Origin of the sequence: Devosia sp. (genome assembly GCF_025809055.1) — a bacterium.
Lineage (GTDB): Bacteria > Pseudomonadota > Alphaproteobacteria > Rhizobiales > Devosiaceae > Devosia.
Genome location: NZ_CP075529.1, coordinates 2683811 through 2710653, shown reverse-complemented (window position 1 = coordinate 2710653; position 26843 = coordinate 2683811). Strand labels below are relative to the sequence as shown.

Below are 26843 nucleotides of genomic sequence, written 5' to 3'. Positions count from 1 at the left end.
CTCCCAGAAGGCGGTCCTTAGACCGCCTCCTCCTCGGCATAGCCTTCGCCGTCTTCGGGCTGGGGCAGGTCTTCGGCGCTGATCCAGCCGGCCTTGATACGGGCCTGCATGATCATATCCTCGGCTTCTTCGCGGCTGACCGGGAAGTCCTTGAAAGTGCCTTCGTAGCGCTTGGTTTCGCCATCCTTGCGTTCGGTCCAGCCGACCAGATCGTCGGCGGCACAGCCGGCGAAGTCCTCGACCGACTTGATATCGTCCTTGCCCAGCGCCACCAGCATGGCGGCATTGAGGCCAGCAATCTCGTAGAGGTCGTCCTCGACACCCAGCTTGGTGCGGTCCTCGTCGAACTTGCGCTCGATCTCGGCCAGGTATTCGGCGGCACGGTTCTGGATTTCGCCGGCGGTTTCTTCGTCGAAACCATCGATGGAGGCGATTTCGCCCGGCTCGATATAGGCCAGTTCCTCAACCGAGGAGAAGCCTTCCGAGGCCAGGAGCTGGGCAACCATCTCGTCGACGTCGAGGGCTTCCATGAACAGGGTGGAGCGCTCGGTGAATTCCTTCTGGCGGCGTTCGCTTTCTTCCTGCTCGGTCAGGATATCGATATCCCAGCCGATGAGCTGGCTCGCCAGGCGCACATTCTGGCCGCGACGGCCGATGGCGAGCGAAAGCTGTTCATCAGGCACCACGACTTCGATGCGCTCGGCCTGTTCGTCCAGCACCACCTTGGCGACATCGGCCGGCTGCAGGGCGGACACGACGAGGTCGGCGATGTTGTCGGTCCAGGGAATGATGTCGATCTTTTCGCCCTGGAGTTCGGCAACCACTGCCTGAACGCGGCTACCACGCATACCCACGCAGGCGCCGACCGGATCGATCGAAGAATCATTGGAGGTGACGGCGATCTTGGCGCGCGAGCCTGGATCGCGGGCAATCGAGCGGATGGTGATGACACCATCGTAGATTTCCGGCACTTCCTGCATGAACAGCTTGGCCATGAACTGCGGATGCGTGCGCGAGAGGAAAATCTGCGGGCCGCGCTGTTCGCGGCGCACGTCGTAGATATAGGCGCGGACACGATCGCCATAGCGGAACATTTCGCGCGGGATCAGTTCGTCGCGGCGGATAATGGCTTCGCCACGGCCCAGATCGACGATGACATTGCCATATTCGACGCGCTTGACCGAGCCATTGACGATCTCGCCGACGCGGCCGGAATATTCCTCGAACATCTTGTCGCGTTCGGCGTCACGCACCTTCTGGACAATGACCTGCTTGGCCGACTGGGCGGCGATGCGGCCGAATTCCATGGGCGGCAGCGGCTCGGTCAGGAAATCGCCGATCTTTGCCGTCGGGTTCTTGACCTGGGCCAGCTTGAGATTGACCTGGCGGGACGGCTCCTCGACCTCCTCGACGATCTCGAGCAGGCGCCACATGCGGGTTTCGCCGGAGCGCGGATTGATCTCGACCTTGATTTCGGTCTCGGCGCCATAGCGGCCCTTGGCGGCCTTTTCCATGGCATCCTGCATCGCCTCGATCACCACCATGCGGTCGATGTTCTTTTCGCGCGCGACAGCGTCAGCAATCTGCAGCAGCTCAAGGCGGTTCGCACTAACGGCCATTTAGTTTTTCTCCTCAGAGAGATTGTCGTCGTTTGCCGCCGTGTCCTCGACCGTTCCGGTCTCCGGGTCGTCGGCTAGATCGTCGTTGTCGGCGTCGGCATATTCGACCGTTTCGGTCTCGTCGTCGTCGATGGGATGCAGTTCCTGGTCGGCGCGGGCCATATCCATGAGCTTGTCGGTCATGACCAGCTTGGCCTCGGCAATGGTTCCAAAAACCAGCTTGTGGTCCGGGTCGGTGCCGCCCGGCGCGTCGGGCAGCCGGATGGTCACGCCCTCGTCGTCCACGGCAAAGATGTCGCCGCGGAAGCGCTTGCGGCCATTGACCATGTCCAGCAGCTCGACCTTGGCTTCGTGGCCGATGAACCGCTCATAGTCGCGCTTGCGCACCAGCGGACGGTCGATGCCGGGGGAGGAAACCTCCAGGTGATATTCGCGGTCGATCGGGTCTTCCACGTCGAGGACCGGCGAGAGGTCCTTCGACAGGTTCTCGCAATCGGTAATGTTGAACCGGCCGTGTTCATCTTCGGCCATGATCTGCAGGGTACAGCCGTTTTCCGGCGTCACCTTGACGCGCACCAGCGCAAAGCCAAGATCATTGGCCACCGGCTCGACAATGCGAGCGATGCGGGCTTCAAGCCCGGTTTCCTTGATATAGCGCTTTTCGGCGAGGTCGAAAGGCATTCAGGTCATTCAGGTTGGGCGGCTGCGCTTAGGGCGCACCCCGCCGATAAACAAAAAGAGCGGGGGCCGGTCAGGGCACCCACTCTCGAATGAGAGCAACGATGTTGGCGCTGATATAGACCCCGAGAACGGGAAAGGCAAGCACTTCACCCCTTCAGCCAACTGACGGTTGCGCGTGCGTCGGCCTCCGCCTCGTCACGACTGGCATACAAGCCACTTTCAATGGAAGGTATCCAGACCATGCTCGGCTCAATGGGATGATCGTCGGATCTAAGGGTGTCTTCCACAAACTGGAAATATCCATCCTGGCGTTCAAACAAGTCGAGACGTTTCTGGCCATCTGAGGCACTGTAGCGCGCAATTCTCTGCATGGGTTGCTCTATTTTTCCCAAGTGACGTTGCCGACATCGGCGCCGGCATCCTGCAGCAGGTCGCGAAGCCCCTTGACCATGGAGTCCGGACCGCAGAGGTAGAAACTCTGCCCGAAATCGGTGACGTGCCGCCCTATGAAATCGGCATCGATCCGCTCCTGCAACAGGTCGGATTTCGGGTCGCCGGTCACGGTCCAGATCACCTCCAGACCGTCCATGGCCTCGAATTCATCGCGCAGGATAAAGTCCTTTTCCGTCTGGTTGGAGACGATCAGGCGGTTGCCGGCGATTTTTCCCCTGGCGTTGAGATCGCGCAGGATGGCGATGAAGGGGGTGACACCGGCGCCGCCGGCAATGAAGGTGCCCGGCCCCTTGAACTGAATGGTGCCCCAGGCATCGCGCAGGATGAGGCGATCGCCCGCGCCCATCGACCACAACTGGTTGGTGACGCCGCCACGATCGAAATAGCTCTTGATGGTCAGCTCCAGCGCGTCGTCCTCTGGCAGGCAGGTGAAGGTGAAGGGGCGCTTTGCCTGCTGCCAGCCGTCGCGATCCAGGCTGACTTCGGTCGCCTGCCCGGGTGCGAAACGATAACCCTTGGGCCGTTCCAGCCGGTAGCGGCGCACATTGTGGGTGAGCCTTTCAACATCGATGATGCCAACGCTGGTCTGCATGGCGCCTCTCCTTTTCTCTTCAACCGGAGTGGTGGCCGCCCGGTTGCCGAAAGAAGGCCCAATAGTTTCCCCGAGGAAACCTTGTTCCTCGGGAGAGCCTTGATTTCCTTGATAAAACTCTCGGCATCATTCGCGCGGATTCAAGAGCGAAAAAGTGGATTTGGACCGCTTGTTGGCAAAGCGGCGGCTGCGCATCTCCTAGCTGTTCGAGCGGATAGGCCGTTCGAAGAAAAGGAGAATACCCATGTTGAAGAACTCGATCATCGCCCTGGCAACCGCTGCCGCCCTCGCTGGCGTCGCCGCTCCCGCCATGGCCTCCGACAGCCTTTCGGATTTCGAAACCTACTCGATCGTCAACCAGCTGCACGCCCGCGGCGTCAACGCGGTGGACGTGCAGGAATGGGGCACGCTGCTTCGCGCCTCGGTGGATACCGGTTCGGGCAGCCAGGTCTTCCAGTATTTCGACCCCGACACCCTCCAGCAGGTGACGTTCTGATCAAGACCGGCGCCGCCGTTCGCGGCGGCGCCTGTATCCCGGCCCCGGCTAGAGCCGCTCGGCCGCATCGAACATTTGCCGCGCCTGTTCAACGCGCTGGCGATTGCGCATGGCGAAATGGCGCCAGCCATGTGCCAGCTCGAGTAGTTCCCGCCCGAGCTCGGTGAGATCATAGTCGACGCGCGGCGGGATCGTCGCAAAGGCCTCGCGCGATACGAAACCATCGCGCTCCAGTTCCCGCAAAACGGCGGTGAGCGTCTTTTGCGAAACACCGCCCAGATCGCGGCGCAACTCGCCGAAGCGGCGTGGCCCCTCCCCCAGTTGAACCACCACAACAAGGGTCCATTTGCTTGGACGGACTGCAAGCATATGGTGACTGGACGTGCCCTCTGGCGCGGAAATGGACATGTCTGGCTCCGGGATGACGCCTCCCCGATATGGGTCGTCAGCCGCCAAGGTCCAGAGCCCGGCCGGATTAAACTTTGACAAGGTGCCGCGCCATACGCCTGTGCGCGGCGCACCAGCCCCTAGCTGCGGGCGAAAGAAAAATAGAAACTGATCATGCGCCCCTCGCGCCGCGCCTTCTGCTCGTAGCGGGTCGGCTGCCAGCCCGGATAGGGCTGGTGCCAGCTGGCCGGGGCCGGCGGCGAAAAGACGAAATCCTCGGTCCGCAGGACATGGGCAAGCGTCCAATTGGCGTAGTCTTCGATATCGGTGGCGAAAAAGAACGTGCCACCCGGCCGGATGACGCGCGCCAGTTCATCCAGGGTCACCGGAGAGACAAATCGCCGCTTGTGGTGACGCGTCTTGGGCCAGGGATCGGGGTAGAGGAGATAGACCGCATCGACACTGGCCGGCGGCAGAGCCATGAGCAGCTTGAGCGCATCGTCGGTATAGAGCCGCACATTGGTGAGCGCCCGCGCCTCGATGGCCTGCACCATCTTGCCGATGCCGCCGGTAAACACTTCGCAGCCGATGAAACCGGTACCGGGTTCCTCGGCTGCCTTGCGCGCCAGGTGTTCGCCGCCGCCATAACCGATTTCGATCACGATGCGTTTCGCATCGGGAAAAATCTGCCGCGGATCGAGCCCGTCCCCAAGATGCAGTTCAACCTGGGGCAGCAGGTCTGCCACCTGCGCCTTCTGCCCGCCATGGAGTTTCTTGCCTGAGCGCCGTCCGAAAAAGGCACGCGGCTCGCCGGAGCGGGTTTTGGGAAGTTGGTGGTCGGTCATCGCAAGACTATGATAGTTTCGCCGGCATGGACTGCCCGGACTATGGCTGGGAGGCGCGTCCGCAACGTGGCGGCAATAGCTGCACGCCGCAGATTGCCGAGACGCACCCAAACAAGCGGACCTTCGAGCAGGCCGGCACGTGAAAAATGAACGAAGTCGGCATCGCGGCTGACAATGACCGCGCCCATCTCATTGGCGATCGCGGCAATGTCCGTGTCCTGCGCGTAGCGCGGCAAGAGCATCTCCATGTGTACGCATTCATGCCCTTCGGCAATGAACACATCGGCCAGCCGAGCCGGCATATTTGCGTCGAGGAGAAACTTCACTCCGCCGCGATGCCCTGATGCCCGACGTGATCGGCGGCATAACGCAGAACGGCCGAAATGTCTTCGCGCATCAGATAGGGAAAATCTACGAGAAGTTCGTCTATCGTATCACCTGCAGCGAGTGCCCCCAGTACGTCCTGGACGGTGATACGCGTACCTTGCAGGCGCGGGCGTCCACCGACCACGCCCGGCGTGGAAACAATAATGGGTTCGCGAGCTTCTTCGGACATTTTTCGGCTCCCATCGGCGGCCACATGGTATCGCGGGAGCCCCCCGGGGTAAACGTTCAATCAATCACGGGCCATCTTAGGCAACCGCCGCCTTCAATGCCTTGACCAGGTCGGTCTTCTCCCAGGAGAAGCTGCCGTCCCGTCCCGGCTTGCGGCCGAAATGGCCATAGGCAGAGGTCTTGGCATAAATGGGCTTGTTGAGATCGAGATGGGTGCGAATGCCGCGCGGCGTCAGGTCCATCACCTTGGCCAGCGCCCGTTCGAGATCGGCCTCATCAACCTTTCCAGTGCCGTGCAGGTCGACATAGATCGACAGCGGCCGGGCGACGCCGATGGCATAGCTGAGCTGGATGGTGGCCCGATCGGCAAGCCCCGCCGCGACCACGTTCTTTGCGAGGTAGCGGGCGGCGTAGGCGGCGGAACGGTCGACCTTGGTCGGATCCTTGCCCGAAAAGGCACCGCCGCCATGGGGCGCAGCGCCGCCATAGGTATCGACAATGATCTTGCGGCCAGTCAGGCCGGCATCGCCATCGGGTCCGCCGACCACGAATTTTCCCGTCGGATTGACGTGCCAGACGGTCGCATCGTCAATCCAGCCTTCGGGCAGGGCCGAACGGATATAGGGCTCGACAATGGCCCGCACGTCCTCGGAGGACAGGCTTTCGTCCAGGTGCTGGGTGGAGAGCACGATCTGGGTAACGCCAACCGGCTGGCCGTTTTCGTAGCGCACCGTCACCTGGCTCTTGGCGTCGGGGCCAAGCTGGCCGGCAGGGCCATGATTGGCCTTGCGGGCGTCGGTAATGGTGGAGAGGATGCGGTGGGCGTAGTAAATGGGTGCGGGCAGCAGTTCAGGCGTTTCGCGCGCCGCATAGCCGAACATGATGCCCTGGTCGCCGGCACCGACATCCTTGTTGCCGTTTTCATCGACGCCGCGCGCAATGTCGGCCGACTGGCCGTGTAGCAGCACATCGATCTTGCAGGTCTTCCAGTGGAAGCCGTCCTGTTCGTAGCCAATGGCCCGGATGGCCTTTCGGGCCGCAGACTTGAACTTGGCCGGATTGACCTTGGGGTGGCCGGCGGCATCGTGTTCGACCGCGCCATCCTTACCCTTCTTGAGGAGGGATGGCGGAACGCGCACCTCCCCGGCAATCACAACGCGGTTGGTCGTCGCCAGGGTTTCGCAGGCAATGCGCACCTGGGCGGGATCCATGCCGGCCTTCTTGGCCTCACGGAAGACCATGTCGACGATTTCGTCGGAGATGCGGTCGCAGACCTTGTCGGGATGGCCCTCGGAAACCGATTCCGAGGTGAACAGATAAGACGAACGGGCCACGTTAAACCTCTTAGCTGGTGGCGAGGGCGCACGCGGGAGTGCGCGTGTGAGGCAGTCCTCACACTTTCAGCCTCGCTTTTCGCAGGTCCACCGTCTGAAAGCAACGACCACATAAAGAAAGCTTTATGTGTCTGACCCGCCCGTTCACGGCAAATTTTTTCACCCCCGCGCTCATGCCTTTTATTGGCCATCGCTCTATGCGAAGAGAAAACCGACAAAAACCGGGACCAAACCATGGCAATCAGAGTACATCGCGGCGACCTGCCCAATCTTTCCAACTACGGCCGCGAAGTCGCCATCGACACCGAGACCATGGGCCTTCACCCCCATCGCGACCGGCTCTGCGTGGTTCAGCTTTCTCCCGGCGATGGCAGTGCGGACGTCGTGCAGATTCCCCAGGACGCCACCGAGGCGCCAAACCTGACCAAACTTCTGGCCGATCCCGGTGTCACCAAGATCTTCCACTATGCCCGCTTCGATGTTGCTGTGCTCCAGCACCGGTTCGGGGTGGTGACGGGTCCGGTCTATTGCACCAAGATCGCGTCCAAGCTGGTGCGCACCTATACCGACCGGCACGGGCTCAAGGACATCGTGCGTGAACTGCTGAATGTCGATCTCTCCAAGCAGCAGCAAAGCTCGGACTGGGGTGGGGACAAGCTTTCCGACGCTCAGCTCGATTATGCCGCTTCGGACGTCTTGTACCTGCACGACCTCAAGCGCCACCTCGACCGCATGCTGGCCCGCGAAGGCCGCACTGAATTGGCCCGCGAATGCTTCGACTTCCTCAAGACGCGGTGCGCGCTCGACCTTCTGGGCTGGGAAGAGACCGACATCTTCGCCCATAGCTAGGAGAACCGGCACCATGACCGCTCTGTCCGCCGACACGCGCAGGCAGGCCTTTGCCCGTCTCAGCCGGCGGAACAATGTCGTCCGGGTCTTGCGCATTGCGGTGCCGGCGGGCGGTTGCCTGCTTCTGGTGGGCCTCGTGGTCCAGATTGTCCTCGCCAATATCGGCAGCCGCTACGGCATCAGCCAGGTCGCGGTCTCCCCCGATTCCATTAGCCTGGCGACACCCGAATATTCCGGCATGATGGCCGATGGCTCCACCTACCGGGTCTGGGCCGCGTCGGCGGCGGCGCCGCTGACCCGGACCGACGTCCTGGACCTCGACCAGGCCGGCATCCTGGTGTCGCGGACCGACGGCACGACGCTTCAGGCCGAAGCCGCCTATGCGCAATTGGACACGGCCAATGACATCGTCACCGTCCCGGGCCTGGCGGACTTTTCCTATTCCAGCGGCACCAAGGGTCAATTGACCGATTCGATCATCGAGATGGAAACACAGACCCTGACCTCGCGCGGCGCCGTCACTGTCGACTATGCCGATGGCACGACGGTGCGCGCCCAGGGCCTCGTCTATGATTCGGAAGCCGTTCGCTGGACCTTTACCAATGCCGTGGTCACATTGGCCTCGACGCCCGGGGAGAAACTTCCGTGATCCGCACCGCCCTTCTCGTTCCCCTGCTGCTCGCCCTCCTGGCCGGCCCGGCGCTGTCCCAGACGCAGGTCGAAATCAGTGCCGACCAGCTCACGGTCGAGGAAACCCGCAGCGAGGCGGTGTTTACCGGCAATGTGAAGGTCGTTCATCCAACCGTGACGGTCTGGGCGCCGCGGGTCGTCGCCATCTACGGGGAAGGCGGCACGTCCGATATCGAGAGCTTTACCGCCAGCGGCGGTGTACGCCTCAAGACCAAGGACCAGGACGCCACCGGTGAAAATGCCGTCTTCACCCCCTCGGACCAGCTGCTGCGCCTCACCGGCAATGTGAAGGTCACCAATTCCAGTGGCACGGTGAACGCCACCGAACTCGTAGTGAACCTTGAAACCGATGTGTCGACGTTCACCGGAGGTGGCGGCGGCCGGGTGACCGGGGTGTTCACATCGCAATGAGTGACGCATCTTCACCCCGCACCCGCATCGACCAGACGGGCTGGCTGGTGGCCCATGGCCTTGCCAAGAGCTTTGGCAGGCGTTCGGTGGTGCACGATGTGTCCCTGGCGGTACGCCGGGGCGAGGCCGTCGGTCTGCTGGGGCCCAATGGCGCCGGCAAGACCACTGTCTTCACCATGATCATGGGGCTGGTCAAACCCGACACGGGAAAGATCCTGCTCGATGGCGCGGCCATCACCCACCTGCCGCTGTTCCAGCGCGGGCAGTTGGGCATCGGCTACCTGCCGCAGGAGCCATCCATCTTTCGTGGCCTCAGCGTTGCCGGCAACATCATGGCGGTGCTTGAGAACCACGTGCGCGGACGGGCCGAACGCAAACTGCGGCTCGAGGCGCTGCTGGACGAATTTTCGATCGCTCATCTCGCCAAATCCAACGCCCTGGCGCTTTCGGGCGGCGAGCGGCGGCGCGTCGAGATCGCCCGGGCGCTGGCCGCCGACCCGGTGTTCATGCTGCTCGATGAGCCCTTTGCGGGTGTCGATCCGATCGCCGTGGCCGAGGTCAAGGGACTGGTGCGGCAATTGACCCAACGCGGCATCGGCGTGCTCATCACCGACCACGCGGTGCGTGAAACGCTGGGGCTGGTCGACCGCGCCTATCTCATCCACGGCGGCAAGGTGATGATCCAGGGCAAGCCCGAGACCATTACCGCCGATCCGGAAGCCCGCCGGGTCTATCTGGGCGACACATTCTCGATCTAGCCGGAGCGCATCTGCCGATTTGGCACGAAACTTGCCGAGACGCCTGATTTGAGTCATGGTGCCGCCGGGAAGGGCCCCAGGGCCGGTATTTTTGCACGCTCAAGAGGCTGAAAAGCATGGCGCTTTCGCCACGGCTCGAATTTCGTCAGTCACAGACCCTGACATTGACGCCGCAGCTGATGCAATCCATCCGGCTGCTGCAGTTGAGCCATCTTGAACTCAGCGCCTTCGTCGATGCCGAATTGCTGCGCAATCCGCTACTCGAGCGCGAGGAGGGCGGTCCGGACGAGGTCGAGCCGGCCGAACCCGTCGAGCGCGGGGTCGAGCTCAGTGCCTATGAAGACACCGTCGCCCAGGGTGAGCGGATCAAGGATGCCGACCAGATCGCCGATGGCTATGACACCTCGGTCGACAATGTGTTTCCCGATTCGGGACCTGGTGAACTCGGAGTGCATCGTGGGCCGGACCGCAATGGCAGCTTTGAAAGCGGAGAGGCCCCTGATCTCGACCAGTTCGTCGCGGCGCGCCCGCTCCTGTCCGAACACCTCGAAGCCCAGGCCAATATGCTGCTGCGGGTGCCGGCCGATCGGCTGATCGCCCAGCACCTGATCGATGGCCTCAACGAAGCCGGGTACCTGACCATCGAGCTGGATTCTGTCGCTGACCTGCTCGGCGCGGAACTGGCCGATGTCGAGGCGGTGCTGGAGGTGCTGCAGGGCTGCGAGCCGGCCGGCATTTTTGCCCGCTCGGTTGGCGAGTGCCTCTCCATACAATTGCGCGAGCGCGACCGCCTCGACCCGATGATGGCGCGGCTGATCGACAATCTGGGCCTATTGGCCGAGCACAATATGGCCGGCCTGCTCAAGGCCGTGGGCTGTGATCGCGAAGACCTGGCGGACATGCTGGGCGAATTGCGCCTGCTCGACCCCAAGCCGGGCCTTGCCTTCGATTCAAGCCCGATCGATGCGGTGGTGCCCGATGTCTTCGTACGGCCCGGACCGGATGGAGGCTGGGTGGTGGAGCTCAACAGCGATGTCCTGCCCCGGGTGCTGGTCAATCGCAGTTATTATGCCACGGTCACCAAAAAGACCCGCGATGCCGCCGAAAAGACCTTCCTGTCGGATTGCCTGGCCACGGCGAACTGGCTCACCAAGAGCCTCGACCAGCGGGCCCAGACCATCACCAAGGTCGCCGCCGAGATCGTGCGCCAGCAGGACGGGTTCCTGGTGCACGGGATTTCCCACCTCAAGCCGATGACCCTGAAAATGGTGGCGGAAGCCATCGACATGCACGAATCGACGGTCTCGCGGGTAACGGCCAGCAAGTATATGGCGACCCCGCGCGGCCTCTATGAGATGAAGTACTTCTTCACCACCGCCATCGCCTCGGCCGATGGCAGTGCCGATCATTCGGCCGAAGCGGTCCGCCATCGCATCCGCCAGCTGATCGATGCCGAACCGGCCAATGACATCCTCTCCGACGACACCATTGCCGAGGTGCTGCGCAAGGAGCAGGGGATCGACGTGGCGCGGCGCACCGTGGCCAAATATCGCGAGGGCATGAATATCCCCTCATCGGTCATCCGGCGGCGCCAGAAGAAGGAACTGGCCTCCATCGCCTGATCGTGATCAGGACGAGAACAGCTGAACCAGGGTCATCACGATCACCCCGCTGAGCCCGGTGACGAGAAGCATCAGCGCCAGGCGGGCATAGAGCGTCTGCCAGAAGGGTACCTGACCCGCCCGGCGGGTCGACAGGCCTGGATCGGCGGCGCGCTGAACATCGGCCGGCGAAAATGGATTGAGGCGCCTTTTGCCCACCAGCAGCAGGTTGCGACGCAACAGGGCCAGCAGCAGCAGCATTGCGCCGGCCAGGGCCAGCACGACAAAGACAACCAGCAAGATGGGCAGGGTCGGCGTCACACCGCCCGTGGCCAGGGCCGGAAACTCCATGCTCACCCCCAAATCAGCTGCGCGAAGGCTATGTGTCGCCAATTGGGCTGTCACCCCCTGAATAGGCGGTAAGTCTCTGCCGATGCGAATGGACAGCGACCCGGACCGGGTCTAGCATCGCAGGTGTCGGCATCCCATATCGGTGGTGTCGACAGACGCAGATCCCGTCGAGCCGGGAAGCGGCTTTGGGACTCTCGCGTCGAGCCATACGACCGAAAGGAAAAAAGCCATGACCCTACGCGTTTCGGGAAAGAACATGGATGTTGGCGATGCCCTCAGGGGCAAGGCGGAGGAACACTTCGCTGCCGTCGTCGGAAAGTATTTCGACGGGGGCTATGATGGCCATCTCACCCTGACCCCGGACGGCATCGGATTTCGCGCCGATTGCGTGGTGCACCTCGATTCGGGGGCCATGCTGCAGGCCAGCGCGCAGGGTGGCGATGCCACCAGTGCCTATGAAGTCATGGCGCTCAATATCGAAAAGCGCCTGCGGCGCTATAATCGCAAGCTCAAGCAGCACCGCCGCGGCGCCAATGGCAGCGACGACGTGACGGCCCAATATACCGTTCTGGGGGCCAGCGACGGGCTGGACGAGCTCGACGCTGACTATGCGCCTCCGGTGGTGGCAGAGACGACCAAGAGCCTGCGCGCCATGAGCGTTGAGGAAGCGGTCATGGAACTCGACCTCAGTGGACAACAGGTTGTGATGTTCCGCCACGCTGGACATGGCGGGCTGAATGTGGTCTATCGCCGCGCCGATGGCAATATTGGCTGGATCGATCCTGCCCTGGGCAGCAACTGACCCGCCCGTGCCGCGCCAAGCCAAGTCGATTCCGAAGGCGAAATAATGGAATTAGCCGACATACTGGCGCCACGTGCCGTGCTGTCCTGCACGGGCGTGACCAATAAGCGCCAGCTCTTCGAACGTCTCGCGGACACCGCGTCAGGACTGACCGACTTCACGTCGGCTCAAATCCTGGATGCGCTGACCAGCCGCGAAGAACTTGGCTCGACCGGCCTGGGCAACGGCATCGCCATTCCGCATGGCAAGCTGACGGGCCTCAAGGGGGTCACGGCCGTGTTCGCACGGCTGGACCAGCCCATCGATTTCGACGCAGTGGACGACCAGCCGGTTGACCTCGTGGTCATGCTGCTGGCGCCCGTGGGGGCCGGGGCCGACCACCTCAAGGCCCTGTCGCGCGTCGCGCGGCTGCTGCGCACCGAGGCCATCACCGAGCAATTGCGCGCCGAAACCGATGCAATGCGCCTGCACGAGGTGCTGACTGCGCCGGTGGAAACCACATACGCGGCGTAAAGCCAAACAGAACGCAAAGAAAAACCCCCGGCAGAACCGGGGGTTTTTTGTTTTTTGTCCAGCGGCGCCAACGCCTCAATGCAGGGTCGCCAGCCCGATATTGCGATCACCGAGCCACTCGTTCACGGCGTCGGCCGTGTCGGCCACCATGAGCGGCGTGCCATCGGCGGACATGACCAGCTGGTACTGAAACGTGGCGTCGAACTCGGCATCGCTGATGAACTGCCCCAGCACTTCACCCGACACCGACTTGATATAGGCGACTGCATCGCCCCCCAGCGCTGCGAACTGGGCGCGCGTCAGGGATTTGAGGGGATTGGCGGCGTCGACGAGGGCGTCCGAATTGCGTCTGTCCATCATGTTTCGGCCCTTTCCTTGGTTAATTCCTCACAATGAGCGAATGTCTATTCTGCGGGCGATCTTGGTTGCGCGGGGGCGCTCAAGAGTAACAACGAGCATTCCATGCCCTAAAGTTGCACCCTTGATCTCCATGCCGTCCGCCAGGAGAAAACTGCGTTGAAACTGCCGGGCTGCAATGCCGCGATGCAGGTAGTCCCGACCGGGATCGTCTTTCTGCCGGCCCCGCACCATCAGCTGATTATCCTCCACCATCACTTCCAGCTCGGTTAACGAAAAACCGGCCACCGCGATGGAGATCTGGAAAAGCTCGGCGCCGTCCTCACCGGGCATGCGCTCGATATTGTAAGGCGGATAGCCATCCGCCGAGCGGGCGAGGCGGTCGATGCGCTCCTCGAAGCTGTCGAAGCCGAGGAGAAAGGGTGCGGAAAACACCGAAATACGCGACATGATCTGGCGTCCTTGATCGTCAAGCAACGTCTTGCGCCTCCGGCCCGGTACTGGCACCGATTGCGTGAGCCAGATATGGGACCAAAGCGTTCCCGCTTCAAGACCAGTGGAGAGACCCGTGCCGTCCGTCATCGCTGTCATCACTCCCGCCTTCAAATCGCAGGATACTCTGTCGGCAACCGTGCGCAGCGTGCTGGAACAGACCCATGCCAACTGGCAACACTGGATCATTGCCGACGATGGCTTCGATTATGCCGGGTTCCTGGCTGAACAGGGCCTGAACGATCCAAGGCAGGTGTTCTGCTCAAGCGGCGGGGTGGGCCGGGGCGCTTCGAACGCGCGCAATGTTGCCCTTGCGCAATTGACGGCACCCTATGCGGCAATCCTTGATGCCGATGACCGCCTCAAGCCGCAAAAGCTCGAGCATTGCGTGGCGGCCCTCGGCCATCACGGCATCGTCACCACGGCGCTTGACGTGATGACCGCCGATTTCACCCATCTGCGCTTTGTCGGCACCGGGCCAGACCAGGCCCTGCGTCCCGGCGCGCACAAGTGGGTCAATCTCTCTATGGATTCGATGATCGCCTGGGACCGGCGACGGGGCGACGGGCGCTATGAACCGGCCATGAGCAACATGACCGACCTCGAATTCCTGTTGCAGCTCTATTCAACGATCCCCACCAGCCAGCACCTGGGCACGCCCCTGCACGACTACATCAAGCGCGATGGTTCGATGAGCAATGGCAAGGATGTCGCCGCCGGGATGATCGCCAGCAAGACCGAAATCCTGCGCCGGCTGGAGACGGGACATTACGGCCTCAGCCCCGAAGACGTGGACGGGCTTGCCGGATTCCTGCGCATATCCCTCGCGGCCGAAGCCGCCTATGGTGCGGCGCTGGCCGCCGAGCCGGGGCTGCTGTTCGAGGATCATATCGAGCCGATGCTTGCGGCGGCGCGGGCCTGAAAAGCGTCAGCGTGTCGATCCAGACCTCCCCCGTTCGTCTGGTTTTCATCGCCACAAGGAGGACGGAAGATGGACATATTGAAACGGGACGGCGTCATCTGGCACACGGCCATCAGCCTCGATGGCTTTGCCGCCGATGTGGATGACAGCCTCGGCTTCATGATGGAAGACGGCGAAGACGCCGACAATCCGCTGGTGGATGTCGTCATGGCCAATGTCGGCTGCACCCTGGGCGGGCGGCGCGGCTACGATATTTCGCAAGACTGGGATGATCTGCCCAAGGCCTATGGTCTTGACGACATTCCCGAATATGTCGTCACGCGCAGGCCCTTCCCAGACGATGACAGATATTTCTGGGCCGATGGCCACGATCTGCCGGGCGCGGTGGCACAGGCCAAGGCCAAGGCAGAGGGTAGAATGGTCGTCATCCTCGGGCCGACCTTGGGCTCGGCCTTGTTGCGGGCTGGGCTGGTCGACCAGGTCTTTCTACAGGTGGCCCCGGTGATGATCGGCGCCGGCGTCAAGATATTCGCCGATACCGGGGAGCCGCCAGTGCATCTGAGGCTGGTGCATTCGAGCCGATCGGGCCAGGGCCTCAACCTGGTCTATGAACCGACGCGCCGCTAGGCCCGACGGGCTTGCCATTGGCCCGGTTTACCCCTATAGAGCCGCATCTTCCGGACCGCCCGGCCAAAAGGCATGCCGTGGCGGTCTTTGAAAGCGATAGGCCCAAAGCCTGTTCAAGACCAATAAGGACCCGCAAAATGCCCAAGATGAAGACCAAGTCCGGCGCCAAGAAGCGTTTCAGCTTCACCGCCACCGGCAAGGTGAAGGCCGGCGTTGCCGGCAAGCGCCACCGCCTGATCAGCCACAACGCCAAGTACATCCGCACCAACCGCGGCACCAAGATCCTCTCCAAGGGTGATGAGGGTCTGGTGAAGTGGTACATGCCGTACAACCGCTAAGCTGGAAGGACACTGAACAATGGCACGCGTAAAACGTGGCGTAACCGCCCACGCTCGTCACAAGAAGGTCTTGAAGGCCGCCGAGGGCTATTATGGCCGTCGTAAATCCACGATCCGTATCGCCAAGCAGGCCGTCGAAAAGGCCGGCCAGTACGCGTACCGCGATCGTCGCGTCAAGAAGCGCAATTTCCGCGCTCTGTGGATCCAGCGCATCAACGCTGCCGTCCGCGACCACGGCCTGACCTATAACCGATTTATCGACGGCCTCAGCAAGGCTGAGGTTGCCGTCGACCGCAAGGTGCTGAGCGATCTCGCGATCACCCAGCCCGAAGCGTTCGCCGCCCTGGTCGCCAAGGCCAAGGCAGCGCTGGCGTATCTGGAAGGCGTGGACACCACCACCCACGCCCGCGTCACCGCTTAAGCACCCCAGTCCGCTGAGGTCGAAATCGCGCCTTGCGCCGCCCGAAAGGGCTGGCGCGGGGCGTTTTGTTTTGGCTTCGCGCCGGCCGAAGGCGAAATCGCTCCAGTGAAGCGATTTCAGGCAAGAAGGCCATGAGAGCTTTGCTCGAATGGCGGGCCTGCGGCAGACCAAAAGCAGACCTTATCGATTTTTTTGGGCCTGACTTAAAAGGCCCAAAATGCTCTAACACCGACCGCAGCCCATCCGAGTTGAGAGAAACATGTCCTTGGAAACCCAGATTGAAACCCTGCGCGCCGAACTGAGCGCTGCGATCGCCGCTGCCGACACCGAAGCCGCGCTCGATGCCGTTCGGGTTGCCGCCCTGGGCAAGAAGGGTTCGGTCTCGGCGCTTCTGGCGACGCTGGGCTCGATGGCCCCCGAAGACCGCAAGTCAGCCGGTCCCGCCATCAACGGCCTCAAGAGCGAAATTGCCGCCCTGATCGAGGCCCGCAGTGCTGCGCTCAAGGCCGACGCTCTCGATGCCCGGCTCAAGGCCGAGACAGTCGATGTCACCCTGCCTCTGCGGCCTGCTCCGACCGCGCGCGGCCGCATTCACCCGATCAGCCAGACCATCGACGAAATCACCGCGATCTTTTCCGACATGGGGTTCTCCATCGCCGAAGGGCCCGATATCGAGACCGACTATTACAATTTCACCGCGCTCAATTTCCCCGAGGGACATCCGGCGCGCGAAATGCACGACACCTTCTTCATGAAGACCGGCGCAGACGGGGTGAAGAAGGTTCTGCGCACCCATACCTCGCCGGTGCAGATGCGCGTCATGCAGAAGACCAATGAAAAGCCGGCCGCGTCCTATCTGACGCCCGCGATGGACCCGCCCATCCGGGTGGTCATGCCCGGCCGCACCTATCGCAATGACAGCGATCAGACCCACACGCCGATGTTTCATCAGGTCGAGGGGCTCGTCATCGACAAGTCGAGCCATATCGGCCAGCTCCGCTGGGTGCTTGAGGAATTCCTCAAGGCCTTCTTCGAAGTCGACACTGTCACGCTGCGCTTCCGCCCCAGCTTCTTCCCCTTCACCGAGCCCTCGATGGAAGTCGATGTGCAATGCGATCGCTCGGGCAGCGAGGTCAAGATCGGCGAGGGCAGCGACTGGCTCGAAATCCTTGGCTGCGGCATGGTCCATCCCAATGTCATCGCCAATGCCGGGCTCGATCCGGATGTCTATCAGGGCTTCGCCTGGGGCATGGGCATCGACCGCATCGCCATGCTGAAATACGGCATGCCGGACCTGCGCGCCTTTTTCGACGCCGACCAGCGCTGGCTCGACCATTACGGGTTCCGGCCGCTGGATCTGCCGACGCTGTTCGGGGGGCTCTCCTCCTAAGGTTCTTCACCAGCCGGGTCATTCCCGCGAAAGCGGGAAGCCCGTTTCCGATGCAGGTCATTTAACAGAGGTCCTCGCTTTCGCGGGGATGACATCCAGGACGTTTCAAAGTGTCGTCAGGTCGGGACAGCAAGGATCAGATCCGCTTCAGCTTCGGGGATTCCCCGGAGCTGGCCGATCGTCTGCTCGCGCTGGTGCTGGCGGGCGACAAGACGGCGACCTGCGGGGCCTTGCGCGATTATGAAGCCGGTGGGGAGCCCATGCCCAGGGTTGGCCGCCGTGACGTGGTGCTCAATGGCGCGGGCGAGGAAGCCTGTGTGATCGAGACGCTGTCTGTTGAGACAAAGCGATTTGACCAGATCGAGCCCGGCTTCACCGATCGCGAAGGCGAAGGGCCCTATGCCGAGTGGCGGGCGGGCCATGAAGCCTATTTCGCCCGCAATGGCGGTTTTTCGTTGGACATGGACGTGGTCTGCGAAACCTTTCGGCTCGTGACCGTGCTACCGGCCGGCCGCGACCTTTATGCAAAAGTCAGCCGCCCCATATTCATCGTCACCGATATCGAGGCCGATGGCCCGACGCCGCTGCACCATTCCATGCTGAGCTTTGCCTCGGTGGCCATCGAGGCCAATGGCACGCGCCACGGCGAGTTCGAGGCGGTGTTGAAGCCCAAGGCCGGTCGCAGCCAGCATCCCATGACCATGGCCTGGTGGCAGACCCAGCCCGAAGCCTGGCGCGCCGCCAATGAGGGCGCCGAGGACCCCGGCGTGGTCATGCCCCGCTTTGCCGATTGGGTGGAGAGCCTGCCGGGGCCAAAAGTCTTTGTCGCCGCGCCGATGATTTTCGACGGCTTGTGGATGGACCACTATCTGGACGAGTTCGCCAATACGCGGGCCCTGTCCGGCCCGTTCGGCGGCCGGCAGATTTTTCGCGGCGGCGGCATCTGCCTTTACACCATGGCCGGAACCCTGCGCGGCGCGCCCTATATGGATTGGGGCATGAGCAAGCTGCCGGCCGAGTTCTTCGGCCATATCCCGCACACTCACAAGGCCATCGACGACGCGCGCGGCTTTGCCAATACGCTTGTCGAACTGTTCAAACTCTCTGCCGCGCTGCCGACCATTACCGGCAGCAAAAGCGACTATCGTTAAGGTGCCAAACCCATGAAATTCACGCTCGACTGGCTCAAGGAACACCTGGACACGACCGCCTCGGTTGACGAGATCGGCAAGGCGCTGACCATGATCGGCCTTGAGGTCGAAGACATTGCCAGCCAGGGCGCACGTCTCGACAAGTTCGTCGTCGCCCATGTGGTGGAAGCCAAGCCGCATCCCAATTCCGACCATCTCAATATCTGCAAGGTCGATGCGGGCACCGGCGCCTTGATCGACGTGGTCTGCGGCGCGCCAAATTGCCGGACCGGGCTCAAGAGCGTGTTTGCGGCCCCCGGCACCTATATTCCGGGCAAGGATTTCGAACTCAAGGCGGGCGTCGTCATTCGCGGCGCCCCGTCCAATGGCATGTTGTGCTCGGCCGCCGAGCTTGAGCTCTCCAACGACCATGACGGCATTATCGAACTGCCGGCGGATGCGCCGATCGGTGAAAAATACGTCGACTATGCCGGGATCAATGGCGTGGTCTTCGACATTTCCATCACCCCCAATCGGGGCGATGCGACCGGCGTCTATGGCGTGGCGCGCGATCTCGCCGCCTTTGGCCTGGGCGCGCTCAAGGCGACGGACATGTCGGCCGTTCCCTCCAAAGGCCCAAGCCCGATTGCGCCCCTGCCGCACCAGTTCAGCGCTGGCGAGCCCAAGGCGATCCGCAAGTTTGCCGGCCGCTATATCGCCAATGTGAAGAATGGCCCCTCGCCGGATTGGCTGCAGCAGCGGCTGCGGGCCGTAGGCCTGCGGCCCATCAATACGGTCGTTGACATCACCAATCTGGTGTCCCTGGGCTGGGGCCGCCCGCTCCATGCCTATGACGCCGACAAGGTCGAGGGGCAGATGGTGCTGCGCAATGCGCGCGGCGAGGCGTTCGATGCGCTCGATAACAAGGTCTATACGCTCGACGAGACCATGACCGTCATCGCCGATGACAGGGGTCCGCTGTGCCTCGGCGGTATCATGGGCGGCATTCGTTCGGGTGTGACCGAGGACACCACCAATGTCTTCATGGAATGCGCCAGCTGGGATCCCGATCTCATCGCCCAGTCCGGCCGCAAGACCGGCATCGTCTCCGATGCCCGTTATCGCCTCGAACGCTCTGTCGATCCGGCGCTGACCGAGCCGGGCATGGAACTGGCAACGCGCCTGGTGTTGGAGCTGTGCGGCGGCGAGGCGATGGAGCCGGCTGTTTCCGGCGACGACGTTTTTCCCGGCACCATTGTGGACTTCCCGCTGGCGGAAGTGCGCCGGCTGACGGGGCTGGATATCGGCTCAGACGAGATCGAGGCGATCCTCTCCCGCCTCGGCTTTGTCGTGGACGGCAGCGGCGATGTGCGCAGCGTCAAGGTGCCAAGCTGGCGTCCGGACGTGACGATGAAGGCCGATCTCGTCGAGGAAGTGATGCGCATGGTGGGGGTCGACAATGTGCCCGTCGAGCCGCTGACCCGCCTCAACCACGTGGCGCCGCGCATGCTCACCACCATCCAGAACCGCCGCCGTCTGTCGCGCCGGGCCCTCGCAGCGCGGGGCATGGATGAGGCGGTGACCTGGAGCTTCATCAGCCACGAAGAGGCCACCCGTTTTGGTGGCGGCACCGAAGACCGGCAGCTGGCCAATGCCATTGCCTCGGACATGACCGACATGCGGCCCTCGCTGCTGCCGGGCCTGTTGGCCGGCGCCCGGCGCAATGGCAATCGCGGCTATGCCGATGTGGCCCTGTTCGAAGTCGGCCAGGTATTCCTTTCGGACAGGCCCGAAGGCCAGCACACCTATGCGTCCGGCATCCGCACGGGCACGGCGGGACCGGACGGGGCTGGGCGGCACTGGTCCGGCAAGGCGGCGCCGGTTGGCGTCTGGGACGCAAAGGCCGATCTGGCCGCGGTTCTCGACGCACTTGGCGTCGACATCGAAAAGGTCCAGGTCCTGCCCGAAGCTGCCTCCTGGAGCCATCCGGGGCGGGGTGGCCGCGTGGTCCTCGGCCCCAAAGTGACCCTGGGATGGTTCGGCGAACTGCACCCTGCCCTGGTGGCGGATCTAGACCTCGACGGCCCGGTCTGCGCCTTTGAAATCGACCTCGACGCCCTGCCCGAAGGACGCAAGAAGGCCACGCGCACCAAGCCGGCCCTGGCCCTCAGCCCGTTCCAGCCGGTCAGCCGCGACTTTGCCTTTGTCATGGACCGCAGCGTTACCGCTGCCGCCGTGCTCAAGGCCGCCCGCGGCGCCGACAAGGCGCTGATCGCTGATGTCGGCATCTTCGATGTCTTCGAGGGCAGCCATGTCGGCGAGGGCAAGAAGTCCGTGGGCATCGAGGTGACCCTGCAGCCCAGGGACCGGACGCTCACCGACGAGGAAATCGACAAGGTTTCGGCGGCAGTGGTGGCGGCCGTCACCAAGACCACCGGCGGGGAATTGCGGAAGTAGAAACTACGCTTTAGACCCAAACGATCACCGACCTGCCCTCGGGCCTGACCCGAGGGCCGCTCTCCGACGGCAGTGGCTCCCAGGCCGGCCCTCGGGTCAGGCCCGAGGGAAGCTTGGTGCGTCTGGCAATCAGCCGAGCACAACCAGGCCGCGACGCTTTGGAGACCAACATGTCCCGCACTGACGCCATTCTCGCTCGCCTCTCGCGCCTCCATCCCAAGCTGATCGATCTCAGCCTCGATCGCATGCTGCCGCTGCTCGAAAAGCTGGGCAATCCGCAGGACCACCTGCCGCCCGTGATCCATGTGGCCGGCACCAACGCCAAGGGCTCGACCATTGCCTATCTCCGCGCCTTTCTCGAAGCCGCGGGCAAGAGCGTTCATGTCTATAACTCCCCCCATCTCGTGCGCTTCAACGAGCGCATCCGGCTGGCGGGAAAATATGTCGGCACGCGCAGGCTCAATGCGGCGCTGGAGGCGGTTGAGGCCAGAAACAATGGCGAGCCGATCACCTTTTTCGAGGTGACAACCGTGACCGCGTTTCAGCTGTTCGCGGAAACGAAAGCCGATTTCCTGCTGCTCGAAACCGGCATGGGCGGCACCTATGACACGACTAATGTGGTCAAGCACCCGCTCGGCACCATCATCACGCCCATCGACTATGATCACCAGGGTTTTCTGGGCAATACGCTGGGCGAAATTGCCGGCAACAAGGCGGGCATTCTCAAGCGTGGCGCCAGGGCGGTAATGGGCCTGCAGCAGGACGAGGCACGCAAGGTGCTGGAGCGTGCCGCCCATCGCCTCGACATCCGGCCGGTCTGGCAGGGTGAGGATTTCCACGGCAACGAGCAGGACGGGCGCCTGGTCTTTTCCGATGAGGCGGGTCTGGTCGATCTGCCGCCGCCCGCCCTGCCCGGCCCACACCAGTTCGACAATGCAGCGCTCGCCATTGCCGCCTGCCGCCATTTCGATCTGCCGGTCGATGATCGCGCGCTGGCACAGGGCCTGCGCACCGTCACCTGGCCGGCCCGCATGCAGCCGATCCGTGAGGGCAAGTTGCGCGCCTTGCTGCAGCCGGGCCATGAGCTCTGGCTCGATGGCGGGCACAATGTGCATGGCGCGGCGGCCCTGGCGCGTACTGTCGCCGCCATGCCGGAAAAGCCGCTGGTGCTGATCATGGGCATGATGAACACCCGGGCACCTGAGGATTTCCTCGCCGTGTTCCGCGACCTGCATCCGGCGGCCGTCCTGACGCTGACCATTCCCGGGGAAGCCAATGCGCACCCAGCCGAGGACATTGCCGCCCGCGGCCGTGCCGCCGGCTTCCCGGCTCGCGCCGCGCGATCGCTGACCGCAGCGCTCAAGGCCGCGGCGGAATATCAGGATGCGCGTATCCTCATCTGTGGGTCACTCTATCTCGCTGGCGATGTACTGGCCCGCAATGGCACCCAACCAGTCTAGCACCGGCTTGGCGGTTGCCGGGCGCTAACAAAAGCTGTACCTCGGCCCCAGCAAGCCCCGGACAGACCATGTCGACCACAGTCAGGATTGAAAGCCTCGGCCACAAGGGCGAAGGCGTTGCCATCGTCGATGGCAAGCGCATCTTCGTGCCCTTCGTGCTGCCCGGGGAACTGGTCACGATTGAGATCGAGGGTGAGCGCGCCCGCCTGCTCTCGATCCTCGAGCCGTCCCCGCAGCGTATCGAGCCGATCTGCCGGCATTTCGGCACATGCGGCGGGTGCCAGTTGCAGCATCTCGACCGGGAGAGCTATGTCGCCTTCAAGCGCCGTCTCGTGGAGCAACCCTTGCGGCAGGCCGGGATAGAGGCTCCGATCGAGCGCTTTGTCATCGCCCATGGCGAGGGGCGGCGGCGGGCCACGCTGCACGCCCGGCGCGACCAGGCCGGCTATATGCAATTGCGCAGCCACGATCTGCTGGACCTCGATGCCTGCCCGATCCTGGTGCCGGCGCTGGGGCGCGCGCCCGACCTGGCCCGCGCCATCGGCGCTGCGATCGGCCCCTGCGATATCGGCTTCACCGCCACGATGACCGGCATGGATGTGACCGTCCGCAGCAGTCAGCGGCGCGTGAAGGAAGCCGGTCTTATTCCCCTCGGCAACCGGTTCGGGGTGGCGCGGCTGGCCTACAATGGGGAGATGCTGTTCCAGGCCCAGGCGCCCATGGTGAAGATGGGTCCGGCCCAGGTGGAACTGCCCATCGGCAGTTTCCTGCAGGCCACGGCCGAGGCCGAAACGGTCCTCGGCGATTATGTGCTGACTGCGGTCGGCAAAGCCAGGAAGGTGGCCGACCTCTTCTGCGGCATTGGCCCGTTTGCCCTGCGCCTGGCTGCAAACGCCACGGTTCTGGCCGCCGATAGCGACCGGGCCGGTATCGCCGCACTCGACAAGGCGGCCCGCCATGCTCGCGGGCTCAAGGCCATCACGGCCAAGGCCCGTGACCTTTTCCGGGATCCCCTGACCCGGTTCGAGCTCGACTTCGACGCCGTTGTGCTCGATCCGCCGCGCGCTGGTGCCGAGGCGCAGGTGCGCGAGATTGCCGCCTCGAGGCTTAGCCACGTGGTCATGGTTGCCTGCGACCCGCGCAGCTTCGCCCGCGATGCGGCTCAACTCGTTCAGGCTGGGTTCATGCTGGACCAATTATTGGTCGTGGATCAGTTCGCCTGGTCCAGTCATGTCGAAATGGCTGCGACCTTTCGGCGCTGATTGGCCCTGTTCGGTGAACCGGCCGGCAATCACAAATTGTCGCACCCGGTGAACCCGTCGAACAACGGCCGCGTTTGTAACAGATAAGCCCTAAACCCGAACTTTGGCCCGGCAAGATCCGGGCCCGAACTATTGCGGAGAACAGTCATGTTCAAGGCATTTGCTGCCACGATCTTTTCGGTCCTGGCCCTGTCCGCCCCCTCCCTGGCCGGACCGGCAGCCAGCCCCGAAGGCACGTGGATCGACAAGGAAGGCACCACCCTCACCGTCACCCTGTGTGGAGATGGCACGGCCCTTTGCGGCGTGCTCAACGATATCCAGGGCAGCGCGCGGACCCCGGAAAACCTGGCCTATGTGAACCAGGAAGTGGTCCAGGCCGAGCAGACCGCGCCCGGCCAGTGGGAAGGCACCTTCACCTATGGCGGCCAGGATGCTGGCGCCACAGTGACCATGGTGGCCGATGGCGCCATGGATATCACCGGCTGCCAGATGGGCATCCTGTGCCAGACCATCACGTTCTACAAGGCGAGCTAACAAGCCGATTTTTGCCCCTGGACGATCCGGCTTTGCCCCCTGGCCGGACAGTCCTTTCACTATCTAGATTCTGGAGATGACCATGTTGAAGACCCTTTTCATTGCTTCCGCCGCCGTCCTTGCCCTCGCCGCTCCGGGCTTTGCCCAGCAGGCCGCTTCCCCCGATGGGGTCTGGCAGGACCGCTGGGGCACCACCTTTACCTTCGAACTGTGCGGTGACGGCACCCAGCTCTGCGGCACGCTGAACGATATTCAGGGCGACAGCCGGACCGAAGAAAACCTGGCTTTCGTGGATCAGGAAGTGGTGCGCGGCACCAAGACCGGTCCCGCCAAGTGGGAAGGCAATATCGCTCTCAATGGCGGCAATGCCAAAGCCATTGTGGAACTGACCGGCCCCGAGACGCTCAAGATCACGGGTTGCCAGGGCATTTTCTGCAACAGCATCGACTATCAGAAGGTCTCGTAGCGAGCCTCAGCCAAAAGGCCCCGGAGTGATCCGGGGCCTTTTTCTTGTTCAGGATCAGCAGACGGTGGCGACCCGCTCCTTGATGGTCGCCAGCACCTCGTCGCCGGGGCGCTTCCACCAATTGTCCTGGCTGAAGATTTCGACCTCCTGTGGCCCGAAAAAGCCGGCGTCTTCAATCATCTTGCGGATACCGGGCAGGTCGATGACGCCATCGCCCATCATGCCGCGATCGAGCAGCATGTCATTGGTCGGCACCAGCCAGTCGCAGATGTGATGGGCGAATATGCGCTTCATGCGCCCCGCCCGGGCAATGGCATTGGCGAGGTTGGGATCCCACCACACATGATAGACGTCGATGGCGACACCGACGGTTTCGCCAAGGTCCTCGCAGATATCGAGGGCCTGATCGATGGTGTTCACGCAGGCGCGGTCGGCCGCATACATGGGGTGCAGCGGCTCGATGGCGATCTTGACGCCGGAGGCGCGCGCATGGGGCAGCATGGCGGCAATGCCGTCGCTGACCATCTGGCGGGCGCCGGCGAGATCACGGCTCCCCTCGGGCAGCCCGCCGACGACCAGAACCAGGCAATCGGCATTGAGGGCCGCGGCTTCGTCGATGGCCTTGAGATTGTCATCGATCCGCTTCTGCCGGTCGGCGGCATCGACGCCGGGGAACATGCCGCCGCGGCAGACCCCGGTAACCTGCAGCTTGTTCTGCTTGACGATGCGGGCAGCCTCGTCGAGGCCGATGGCGGCGATCTGGTCGCGCCAGGGCGAGATGGCGGTGATGCCGGCCCGCAGGCAACCGTCCACCGCTTCGGCAAAGCCCCATTGCTGGCGGGTGGTGGCGAGATTGAGGGAAATTCCGCGCTCGGTCATGATGCCACTCCATGGACGGCGAGAACCTGCCGCATGCGCGCTGCCGCCAGGTCCGGATCGGCGAGGACGCGGGCCTTGTCGGCCAGCCGGAAGAGTTCGGCGAGATGCTGCAGCGAACGGGTCGATTGCTGGCCGCCGATCATGGTGAAATGATCCTGCAGGCCATTGAGATAGGCCAGAAACACGACGCCGGTCTTGTAGAACCGTGTCGGAGCCGCAAAGATATGGCGGCTGAGCGGCACGGTCGGTTCGAGAATGTCGAAGAATTCATTGGTATTGCCGCGACCGAGCGCCGCGAGACCCGCCGAGGCCGCCGGGGCGATGGCATCGAAAATGCCCAGCAAGGCGTGGGAATAGCCTTGATCGTCGCCGGCAATCAGTTCGGCATAGTTGAAGTCGTCGCCCGTATACATCTTCACATTGGCCGGCAGGCGCCGCCGCATGGCGATTTCCTTGTCGGCGGACAGAAGCGAAATCTTGATGCCGTCGACCTTGTCGGCATTGGCCGCGATGACGTCGAGGCAGACGTCCATGGCCCGGTCGTGGTCGATGTCGCCCCAATAGCCCTGCAGGGCCGGATCGAACATTTCGCCCAGCCAGTGCAGGATGACCGGCTGCTTGACCTGGCTCAGGACGTGCCCATAGACGCGTGCATAGTCGTCGGGCGACTTGGCGGCGGCGGCGAGGGCACGGCTCGCCATGAGGATGACCCGCCCGCCTTCGCCTTCCACAAGGCCGACCTGCTCATCATAGGCCTTGATGATGTCGTCGATGGTGACATCGGGGCCGGGCGCCAGGTGATCGGTACCCGCGCCATAGGCGATGAGGCTATCGCTGCGCGTGCGCGCCTCGGCCTGCGCGCGCCGGATGAGCTCCTTGGCTTCGGTCCAGGTCAGGCCCATGCCGCGCTGGGCCGTGTCCATGGCTTCGGCCACGCCAAGGCCAAGATCCCACATGCGATGGCGGAATTTCAGCGTCGTGTCCCAGTCGATGGCCGGGGTCAGCCAGGGATCATTGCTGGCCAGCGGATCGGCCACGACATGCGCCGCCGAATAGGCAATACGCGGAAAATCGGTGGCCTTGAACTTGACGAAGGGAATGGGATCGCCAGTCAGCGTATAGGGCGAAATGGAGCGGTCGGGATTGGGCAGGTTGATGCTGGTCATGTCTC

The 26843-nt window shown here is 63.2% G+C and carries 33 protein-coding genes; 19 read left to right on the top strand and 14 right to left on the bottom strand.

Annotation, left to right across the window (positions count from 1 at the left end; genetic code table 11):
- Window positions 1–17: 17 nt before the first annotated feature.
- From nusA to KIT02_RS13330, 4 genes are all read right to left on the bottom strand, one after another.
- Window positions 18–1619: a transcription termination factor NusA gene (gene nusA, locus KIT02_RS13345; protein WP_297578466.1), complete on the bottom strand. Its 1602-nt coding sequence runs from the start codon at window positions 1617–1619 to the stop codon at window positions 18–20.
- Window positions 1620–2300: a ribosome maturation factor RimP gene (rimP, locus tag KIT02_RS13340; protein WP_297578464.1), complete on the bottom strand. Its 681-nt coding sequence runs from the start codon at window positions 2298–2300 to the stop codon at window positions 1620–1622. It abuts the gene before it with no gap.
- 146 nt (window positions 2301–2446) lie between these two features.
- Complete coding sequence (locus tag KIT02_RS13335; protein WP_297578462.1) at window positions 2447–2671, bottom strand: hypothetical protein; 225 nt, start codon at window positions 2669–2671, stop codon at window positions 2447–2449.
- A gap of 8 nt (window positions 2672–2679) precedes the next feature.
- A complete protein-coding gene (locus KIT02_RS13330; protein WP_297578461.1) occupies window positions 2680–3345 on the bottom strand; it encodes an FAD-binding oxidoreductase in 666 nt (221 codons plus the stop codon).
- A 244-nt stretch (window positions 3346–3589) separates the two neighbouring features.
- Here KIT02_RS13330 and KIT02_RS13325 point away from each other — a divergent pair, with 244 nt between their 5' ends.
- Window positions 3590–3841, top strand: a complete 252-nt coding sequence (locus KIT02_RS13325) for a hypothetical protein (RefSeq protein ID WP_297578459.1) — start codon at window positions 3590–3592, stop codon at window positions 3839–3841.
- A gap of 48 nt (window positions 3842–3889) precedes the next feature.
- Here KIT02_RS13325 and KIT02_RS13320 read toward each other — a convergent pair whose 3' ends face one another.
- The 5 genes from KIT02_RS13320 to metK form a co-directional block, all read right to left on the bottom strand.
- On the bottom strand, window positions 3890–4249 hold the full coding sequence (locus KIT02_RS13320) for a helix-turn-helix domain-containing protein (RefSeq protein WP_297578457.1): 360 nt from the start codon (window positions 4247–4249) through the stop codon (window positions 3890–3892).
- A gap of 119 nt (window positions 4250–4368) precedes the next feature.
- Window positions 4369–5073 (bottom strand): tRNA (guanosine(46)-N7)-methyltransferase TrmB, encoded by a 705-nt coding sequence (gene trmB, locus KIT02_RS13315; protein WP_297578456.1) that lies wholly within the window; start codon window positions 5071–5073, stop codon window positions 4369–4371.
- Window positions 5070–5399, bottom strand: a complete 330-nt coding sequence (locus tag KIT02_RS13310) for a DUF5615 family PIN-like protein (RefSeq protein WP_297578454.1) — start codon at window positions 5397–5399, stop codon at window positions 5070–5072. The genes trmB and KIT02_RS13310 overlap by 4 nt, the downstream gene beginning before the upstream one ends.
- Complete coding sequence (locus KIT02_RS13305; RefSeq protein WP_297578452.1) at window positions 5396–5629, bottom strand: DUF433 domain-containing protein; 234 nt, start codon at window positions 5627–5629, stop codon at window positions 5396–5398. The genes KIT02_RS13310 and KIT02_RS13305 overlap by 4 nt, the downstream gene beginning before the upstream one ends.
- Window positions 5630–5705: 76 nt before the next feature.
- Window positions 5706–6962, bottom strand: a complete 1257-nt coding sequence (gene metK / locus KIT02_RS13300; RefSeq protein ID WP_297578450.1) for a methionine adenosyltransferase — start codon at window positions 6960–6962, stop codon at window positions 5706–5708.
- Between the two features lie 234 nt (window positions 6963–7196).
- On the opposite strand from metK, the gene KIT02_RS13295 reads away from it, so the two are divergent.
- The 5 genes from KIT02_RS13295 to rpoN all read left to right on the top strand — a co-directional run bounded on the left by KIT02_RS13295 (window position 7197) and on the right by rpoN (window position 11292).
- Window positions 7197–7811, top strand: a complete 615-nt coding sequence (locus KIT02_RS13295) for a ribonuclease D (RefSeq protein WP_297578448.1) — start codon at window positions 7197–7199, stop codon at window positions 7809–7811.
- A 13-nt stretch (window positions 7812–7824) separates the two neighbouring features.
- Window positions 7825–8460: a hypothetical protein gene (locus tag KIT02_RS13290; RefSeq protein WP_297578446.1), complete on the top strand. Its 636-nt coding sequence runs from the start codon at window positions 7825–7827 to the stop codon at window positions 8458–8460.
- Window positions 8457–8912, top strand: coding sequence for an LptA/OstA family protein (locus tag KIT02_RS13285; protein ID WP_297578444.1), 456 nt, complete (start codon window positions 8457–8459; stop codon window positions 8910–8912). The genes KIT02_RS13290 and KIT02_RS13285 overlap by 4 nt, the downstream gene beginning before the upstream one ends.
- On the top strand, window positions 8909–9670 hold the full coding sequence (gene lptB / locus KIT02_RS13280; RefSeq protein WP_297578442.1) for an LPS export ABC transporter ATP-binding protein: 762 nt from the start codon (window positions 8909–8911) through the stop codon (window positions 9668–9670). The genes KIT02_RS13285 and lptB overlap by 4 nt, the downstream gene beginning before the upstream one ends.
- A gap of 116 nt (window positions 9671–9786) precedes the next feature.
- Window positions 9787–11292 carry an RNA polymerase factor sigma-54 gene (rpoN, locus tag KIT02_RS13275; protein ID WP_297578440.1) on the top strand — a complete coding sequence of 502 codons (1506 nt, stop codon included), beginning with the start codon at window positions 9787–9789 and terminating at the stop codon, window positions 11290–11292.
- A 6-nt stretch (window positions 11293–11298) separates the two neighbouring features.
- Here the strand turns inward: rpoN and KIT02_RS13270 are convergent, their stop codons facing one another.
- Window positions 11299–11622: a hypothetical protein gene (locus KIT02_RS13270; RefSeq protein ID WP_297578438.1), complete on the bottom strand. Its 324-nt coding sequence runs from the start codon at window positions 11620–11622 to the stop codon at window positions 11299–11301.
- 229 nt (window positions 11623–11851) lie between these two features.
- On the opposite strand from KIT02_RS13270, the gene raiA reads away from it, so the two are divergent.
- Both raiA and KIT02_RS13260 read left to right on the top strand, forming a co-directional pair.
- The gene (raiA, locus tag KIT02_RS13265) at window positions 11852–12424 is read left to right on the top strand and encodes a ribosome-associated translation inhibitor RaiA (RefSeq protein ID WP_297578436.1); all 573 of its coding nucleotides are present in this window, start codon (window positions 11852–11854) and stop codon (window positions 12422–12424) included.
- Between the two features lie 45 nt (window positions 12425–12469).
- A complete protein-coding gene (locus tag KIT02_RS13260) occupies window positions 12470–12937 on the top strand; it encodes a PTS sugar transporter subunit IIA (RefSeq protein ID WP_297578430.1) in 468 nt (155 codons plus the stop codon).
- A 75-nt stretch (window positions 12938–13012) separates the two neighbouring features.
- Here the strand turns inward: KIT02_RS13260 and KIT02_RS13255 are convergent, their stop codons facing one another.
- A complete protein-coding gene (locus KIT02_RS13255) occupies window positions 13013–13297 on the bottom strand; it encodes a DUF1150 family protein (protein ID WP_297578428.1) in 285 nt (94 codons plus the stop codon).
- A 27-nt stretch (window positions 13298–13324) separates the two neighbouring features.
- Window positions 13325–13744 (bottom strand): Hsp20 family protein, encoded by a 420-nt coding sequence (locus tag KIT02_RS13250; protein ID WP_297585287.1) that lies wholly within the window; start codon window positions 13742–13744, stop codon window positions 13325–13327.
- A 118-nt stretch (window positions 13745–13862) separates the two neighbouring features.
- Between KIT02_RS13250 and KIT02_RS13245 the strand changes: the two genes are divergently transcribed.
- From KIT02_RS13245 to KIT02_RS13195, 11 genes are all read left to right on the top strand, one after another.
- Window positions 13863–14708, top strand: coding sequence for a glycosyltransferase family A protein (locus tag KIT02_RS13245; protein ID WP_297578426.1), 846 nt, complete (start codon window positions 13863–13865; stop codon window positions 14706–14708).
- Window positions 14709–14777: 69 nt separating this feature from the next.
- Window positions 14778–15335 (top strand): dihydrofolate reductase family protein, encoded by a 558-nt coding sequence (locus tag KIT02_RS13240; protein ID WP_297578424.1) that lies wholly within the window; start codon window positions 14778–14780, stop codon window positions 15333–15335.
- Between the two features lie 137 nt (window positions 15336–15472).
- Entirely contained in the window at window positions 15473–15673 is a 201-nt protein-coding gene (gene rpmI / locus KIT02_RS13235; RefSeq protein WP_046105910.1) for a 50S ribosomal protein L35, read from the top strand.
- A gap of 19 nt (window positions 15674–15692) precedes the next feature.
- Window positions 15693–16094 (top strand): 50S ribosomal protein L20, encoded by a 402-nt coding sequence (gene rplT, locus KIT02_RS13230; RefSeq protein ID WP_297578421.1) that lies wholly within the window; start codon window positions 15693–15695, stop codon window positions 16092–16094.
- Between the two features lie 259 nt (window positions 16095–16353).
- Window positions 16354–17484 (top strand): phenylalanine--tRNA ligase subunit alpha, encoded by a 1131-nt coding sequence (gene pheS, locus KIT02_RS13225; RefSeq protein ID WP_297578419.1) that lies wholly within the window; start codon window positions 16354–16356, stop codon window positions 17482–17484.
- A gap of 110 nt (window positions 17485–17594) precedes the next feature.
- Window positions 17595–18635, top strand: a complete 1041-nt coding sequence (locus tag KIT02_RS17595) for an ASCH domain-containing protein (RefSeq protein WP_366520544.1) — start codon at window positions 17595–17597, stop codon at window positions 18633–18635.
- A 12-nt stretch (window positions 18636–18647) separates the two neighbouring features.
- Entirely contained in the window at window positions 18648–21071 is a 2424-nt protein-coding gene (gene pheT / locus KIT02_RS13215; RefSeq protein WP_297578418.1) for a phenylalanine--tRNA ligase subunit beta, read from the top strand.
- Between the two features lie 170 nt (window positions 21072–21241).
- Window positions 21242–22531 (top strand): folylpolyglutamate synthase/dihydrofolate synthase family protein, encoded by a 1290-nt coding sequence (locus KIT02_RS13210; RefSeq protein WP_297578416.1) that lies wholly within the window; start codon window positions 21242–21244, stop codon window positions 22529–22531.
- Between the two features lie 68 nt (window positions 22532–22599).
- The gene (locus KIT02_RS13205) at window positions 22600–23793 is read left to right on the top strand and encodes a TRAM domain-containing protein (protein ID WP_297578414.1); all 1194 of its coding nucleotides are present in this window, start codon (window positions 22600–22602) and stop codon (window positions 23791–23793) included.
- A 147-nt stretch (window positions 23794–23940) separates the two neighbouring features.
- Entirely contained in the window at window positions 23941–24327 is a 387-nt protein-coding gene (locus KIT02_RS13200) for a hypothetical protein (protein ID WP_297578412.1), read from the top strand.
- A gap of 82 nt (window positions 24328–24409) precedes the next feature.
- Window positions 24410–24793 (top strand): hypothetical protein, encoded by a 384-nt coding sequence (locus KIT02_RS13195; protein ID WP_297578410.1) that lies wholly within the window; start codon window positions 24410–24412, stop codon window positions 24791–24793.
- Between the two features lie 54 nt (window positions 24794–24847).
- Here KIT02_RS13195 and KIT02_RS13190 read toward each other — a convergent pair whose 3' ends face one another.
- Together KIT02_RS13190 and KIT02_RS13185 are read right to left on the bottom strand one after the other, a co-directional pair.
- Window positions 24848–25672 carry a sugar phosphate isomerase/epimerase family protein gene (locus tag KIT02_RS13190; protein WP_297578409.1) on the bottom strand — a complete coding sequence of 275 codons (825 nt, stop codon included), beginning with the start codon at window positions 25670–25672 and terminating at the stop codon, window positions 24848–24850.
- Complete coding sequence (locus KIT02_RS13185; protein ID WP_297578407.1) at window positions 25669–26838, bottom strand: dihydrodipicolinate synthase family protein; 1170 nt, start codon at window positions 26836–26838, stop codon at window positions 25669–25671. Before KIT02_RS13185 ends, KIT02_RS13190 begins: the two co-directional genes overlap by 4 nt.
- Window positions 26839–26843: the final 5 nt, after the last annotated feature.

Bases quoted from the DNA above. Each gene is read 5' to 3' on its own strand.
- KIT02_RS13305 (WP_297578452.1), bottom strand. From the start codon at position 5,629: ATGTCCGAAGAAGCTCGCGAACCCATTATTGTTTCCACGCCGGGCGTG.
- rplT (WP_297578421.1), top strand. From the start codon at position 15,693: ATGGCACGCGTAAAACGTGGCGTAACCGCCCACGCTCGTCACAAGAAG.
- KIT02_RS13290 (WP_297578446.1), top strand. From the start codon at position 7,825: ATGACCGCTCTGTCCGCCGACACGCGCAGGCAGGCCTTTGCCCGTCTC.
- KIT02_RS13260 (WP_297578430.1), top strand. From the start codon at position 12,470: ATGGAATTAGCCGACATACTGGCGCCACGTGCCGTGCTGTCCTGCACG.
- KIT02_RS13320 (WP_297578457.1), bottom strand. From the start codon at position 4,249: ATGTCCATTTCCGCGCCAGAGGGCACGTCCAGTCACCATATGCTTGCA.
- pheT (WP_297578418.1), top strand. From the start codon at position 18,648: ATGAAATTCACGCTCGACTGGCTCAAGGAACACCTGGACACGACCGCC.
- KIT02_RS13185 (WP_297578407.1), bottom strand. From the start codon at position 26,838: ATGACCAGCATCAACCTGCCCAATCCCGACCGCTCCATTTCGCCCTAT.
- rpmI (WP_046105910.1), top strand. From the start codon at position 15,473: ATGCCCAAGATGAAGACCAAGTCCGGCGCCAAGAAGCGTTTCAGCTTC.
- KIT02_RS13250 (WP_297585287.1), bottom strand. From the start codon at position 13,744: ATGTCGCGTATTTCGGTGTTTTCCGCACCCTTTCTCCTCGGCTTCGAC.
- KIT02_RS13240 (WP_297578424.1), top strand. From the start codon at position 14,778: ATGGACATATTGAAACGGGACGGCGTCATCTGGCACACGGCCATCAGC.
- rpoN (WP_297578440.1), top strand. From the start codon at position 9,787: ATGGCGCTTTCGCCACGGCTCGAATTTCGTCAGTCACAGACCCTGACA.
- KIT02_RS13205 (WP_297578414.1), top strand. From the start codon at position 22,600: ATGTCGACCACAGTCAGGATTGAAAGCCTCGGCCACAAGGGCGAAGGC.
- KIT02_RS13255 (WP_297578428.1), bottom strand. From the start codon at position 13,297: ATGATGGACAGACGCAATTCGGACGCCCTCGTCGACGCCGCCAATCCC.
- KIT02_RS13335 (WP_297578462.1), bottom strand. From the start codon at position 2,671: ATGCAGAGAATTGCGCGCTACAGTGCCTCAGATGGCCAGAAACGTCTC.
- KIT02_RS13295 (WP_297578448.1), top strand. From the start codon at position 7,197: ATGGCAATCAGAGTACATCGCGGCGACCTGCCCAATCTTTCCAACTAC.
- rimP (WP_297578464.1), bottom strand. From the start codon at position 2,300: ATGCCTTTCGACCTCGCCGAAAAGCGCTATATCAAGGAAACCGGGCTT.
- KIT02_RS13195 (WP_297578410.1), top strand. From the start codon at position 24,410: ATGTTGAAGACCCTTTTCATTGCTTCCGCCGCCGTCCTTGCCCTCGCC.
- KIT02_RS13190 (WP_297578409.1), bottom strand. From the start codon at position 25,672: ATGACCGAGCGCGGAATTTCCCTCAATCTCGCCACCACCCGCCAGCAA.
- lptB (WP_297578442.1), top strand. From the start codon at position 8,909: ATGAGTGACGCATCTTCACCCCGCACCCGCATCGACCAGACGGGCTGG.
- pheS (WP_297578419.1), top strand. From the start codon at position 16,354: ATGTCCTTGGAAACCCAGATTGAAACCCTGCGCGCCGAACTGAGCGCT.
- KIT02_RS13200 (WP_297578412.1), top strand. From the start codon at position 23,941: ATGTTCAAGGCATTTGCTGCCACGATCTTTTCGGTCCTGGCCCTGTCC.
- KIT02_RS13330 (WP_297578461.1), bottom strand. From the start codon at position 3,345: ATGCAGACCAGCGTTGGCATCATCGATGTTGAAAGGCTCACCCACAAT.
- nusA (WP_297578466.1), bottom strand. From the start codon at position 1,619: ATGGCCGTTAGTGCGAACCGCCTTGAGCTGCTGCAGATTGCTGACGCT.
- KIT02_RS13270 (WP_297578438.1), bottom strand. From the start codon at position 11,622: ATGGAGTTTCCGGCCCTGGCCACGGGCGGTGTGACGCCGACCCTGCCC.
- trmB (WP_297578456.1), bottom strand. From the start codon at position 5,073: ATGACCGACCACCAACTTCCCAAAACCCGCTCCGGCGAGCCGCGTGCC.
- KIT02_RS13210 (WP_297578416.1), top strand. From the start codon at position 21,242: ATGTCCCGCACTGACGCCATTCTCGCTCGCCTCTCGCGCCTCCATCCC.
- raiA (WP_297578436.1), top strand. From the start codon at position 11,852: ATGACCCTACGCGTTTCGGGAAAGAACATGGATGTTGGCGATGCCCTC.
- KIT02_RS13325 (WP_297578459.1), top strand. From the start codon at position 3,590: ATGTTGAAGAACTCGATCATCGCCCTGGCAACCGCTGCCGCCCTCGCT.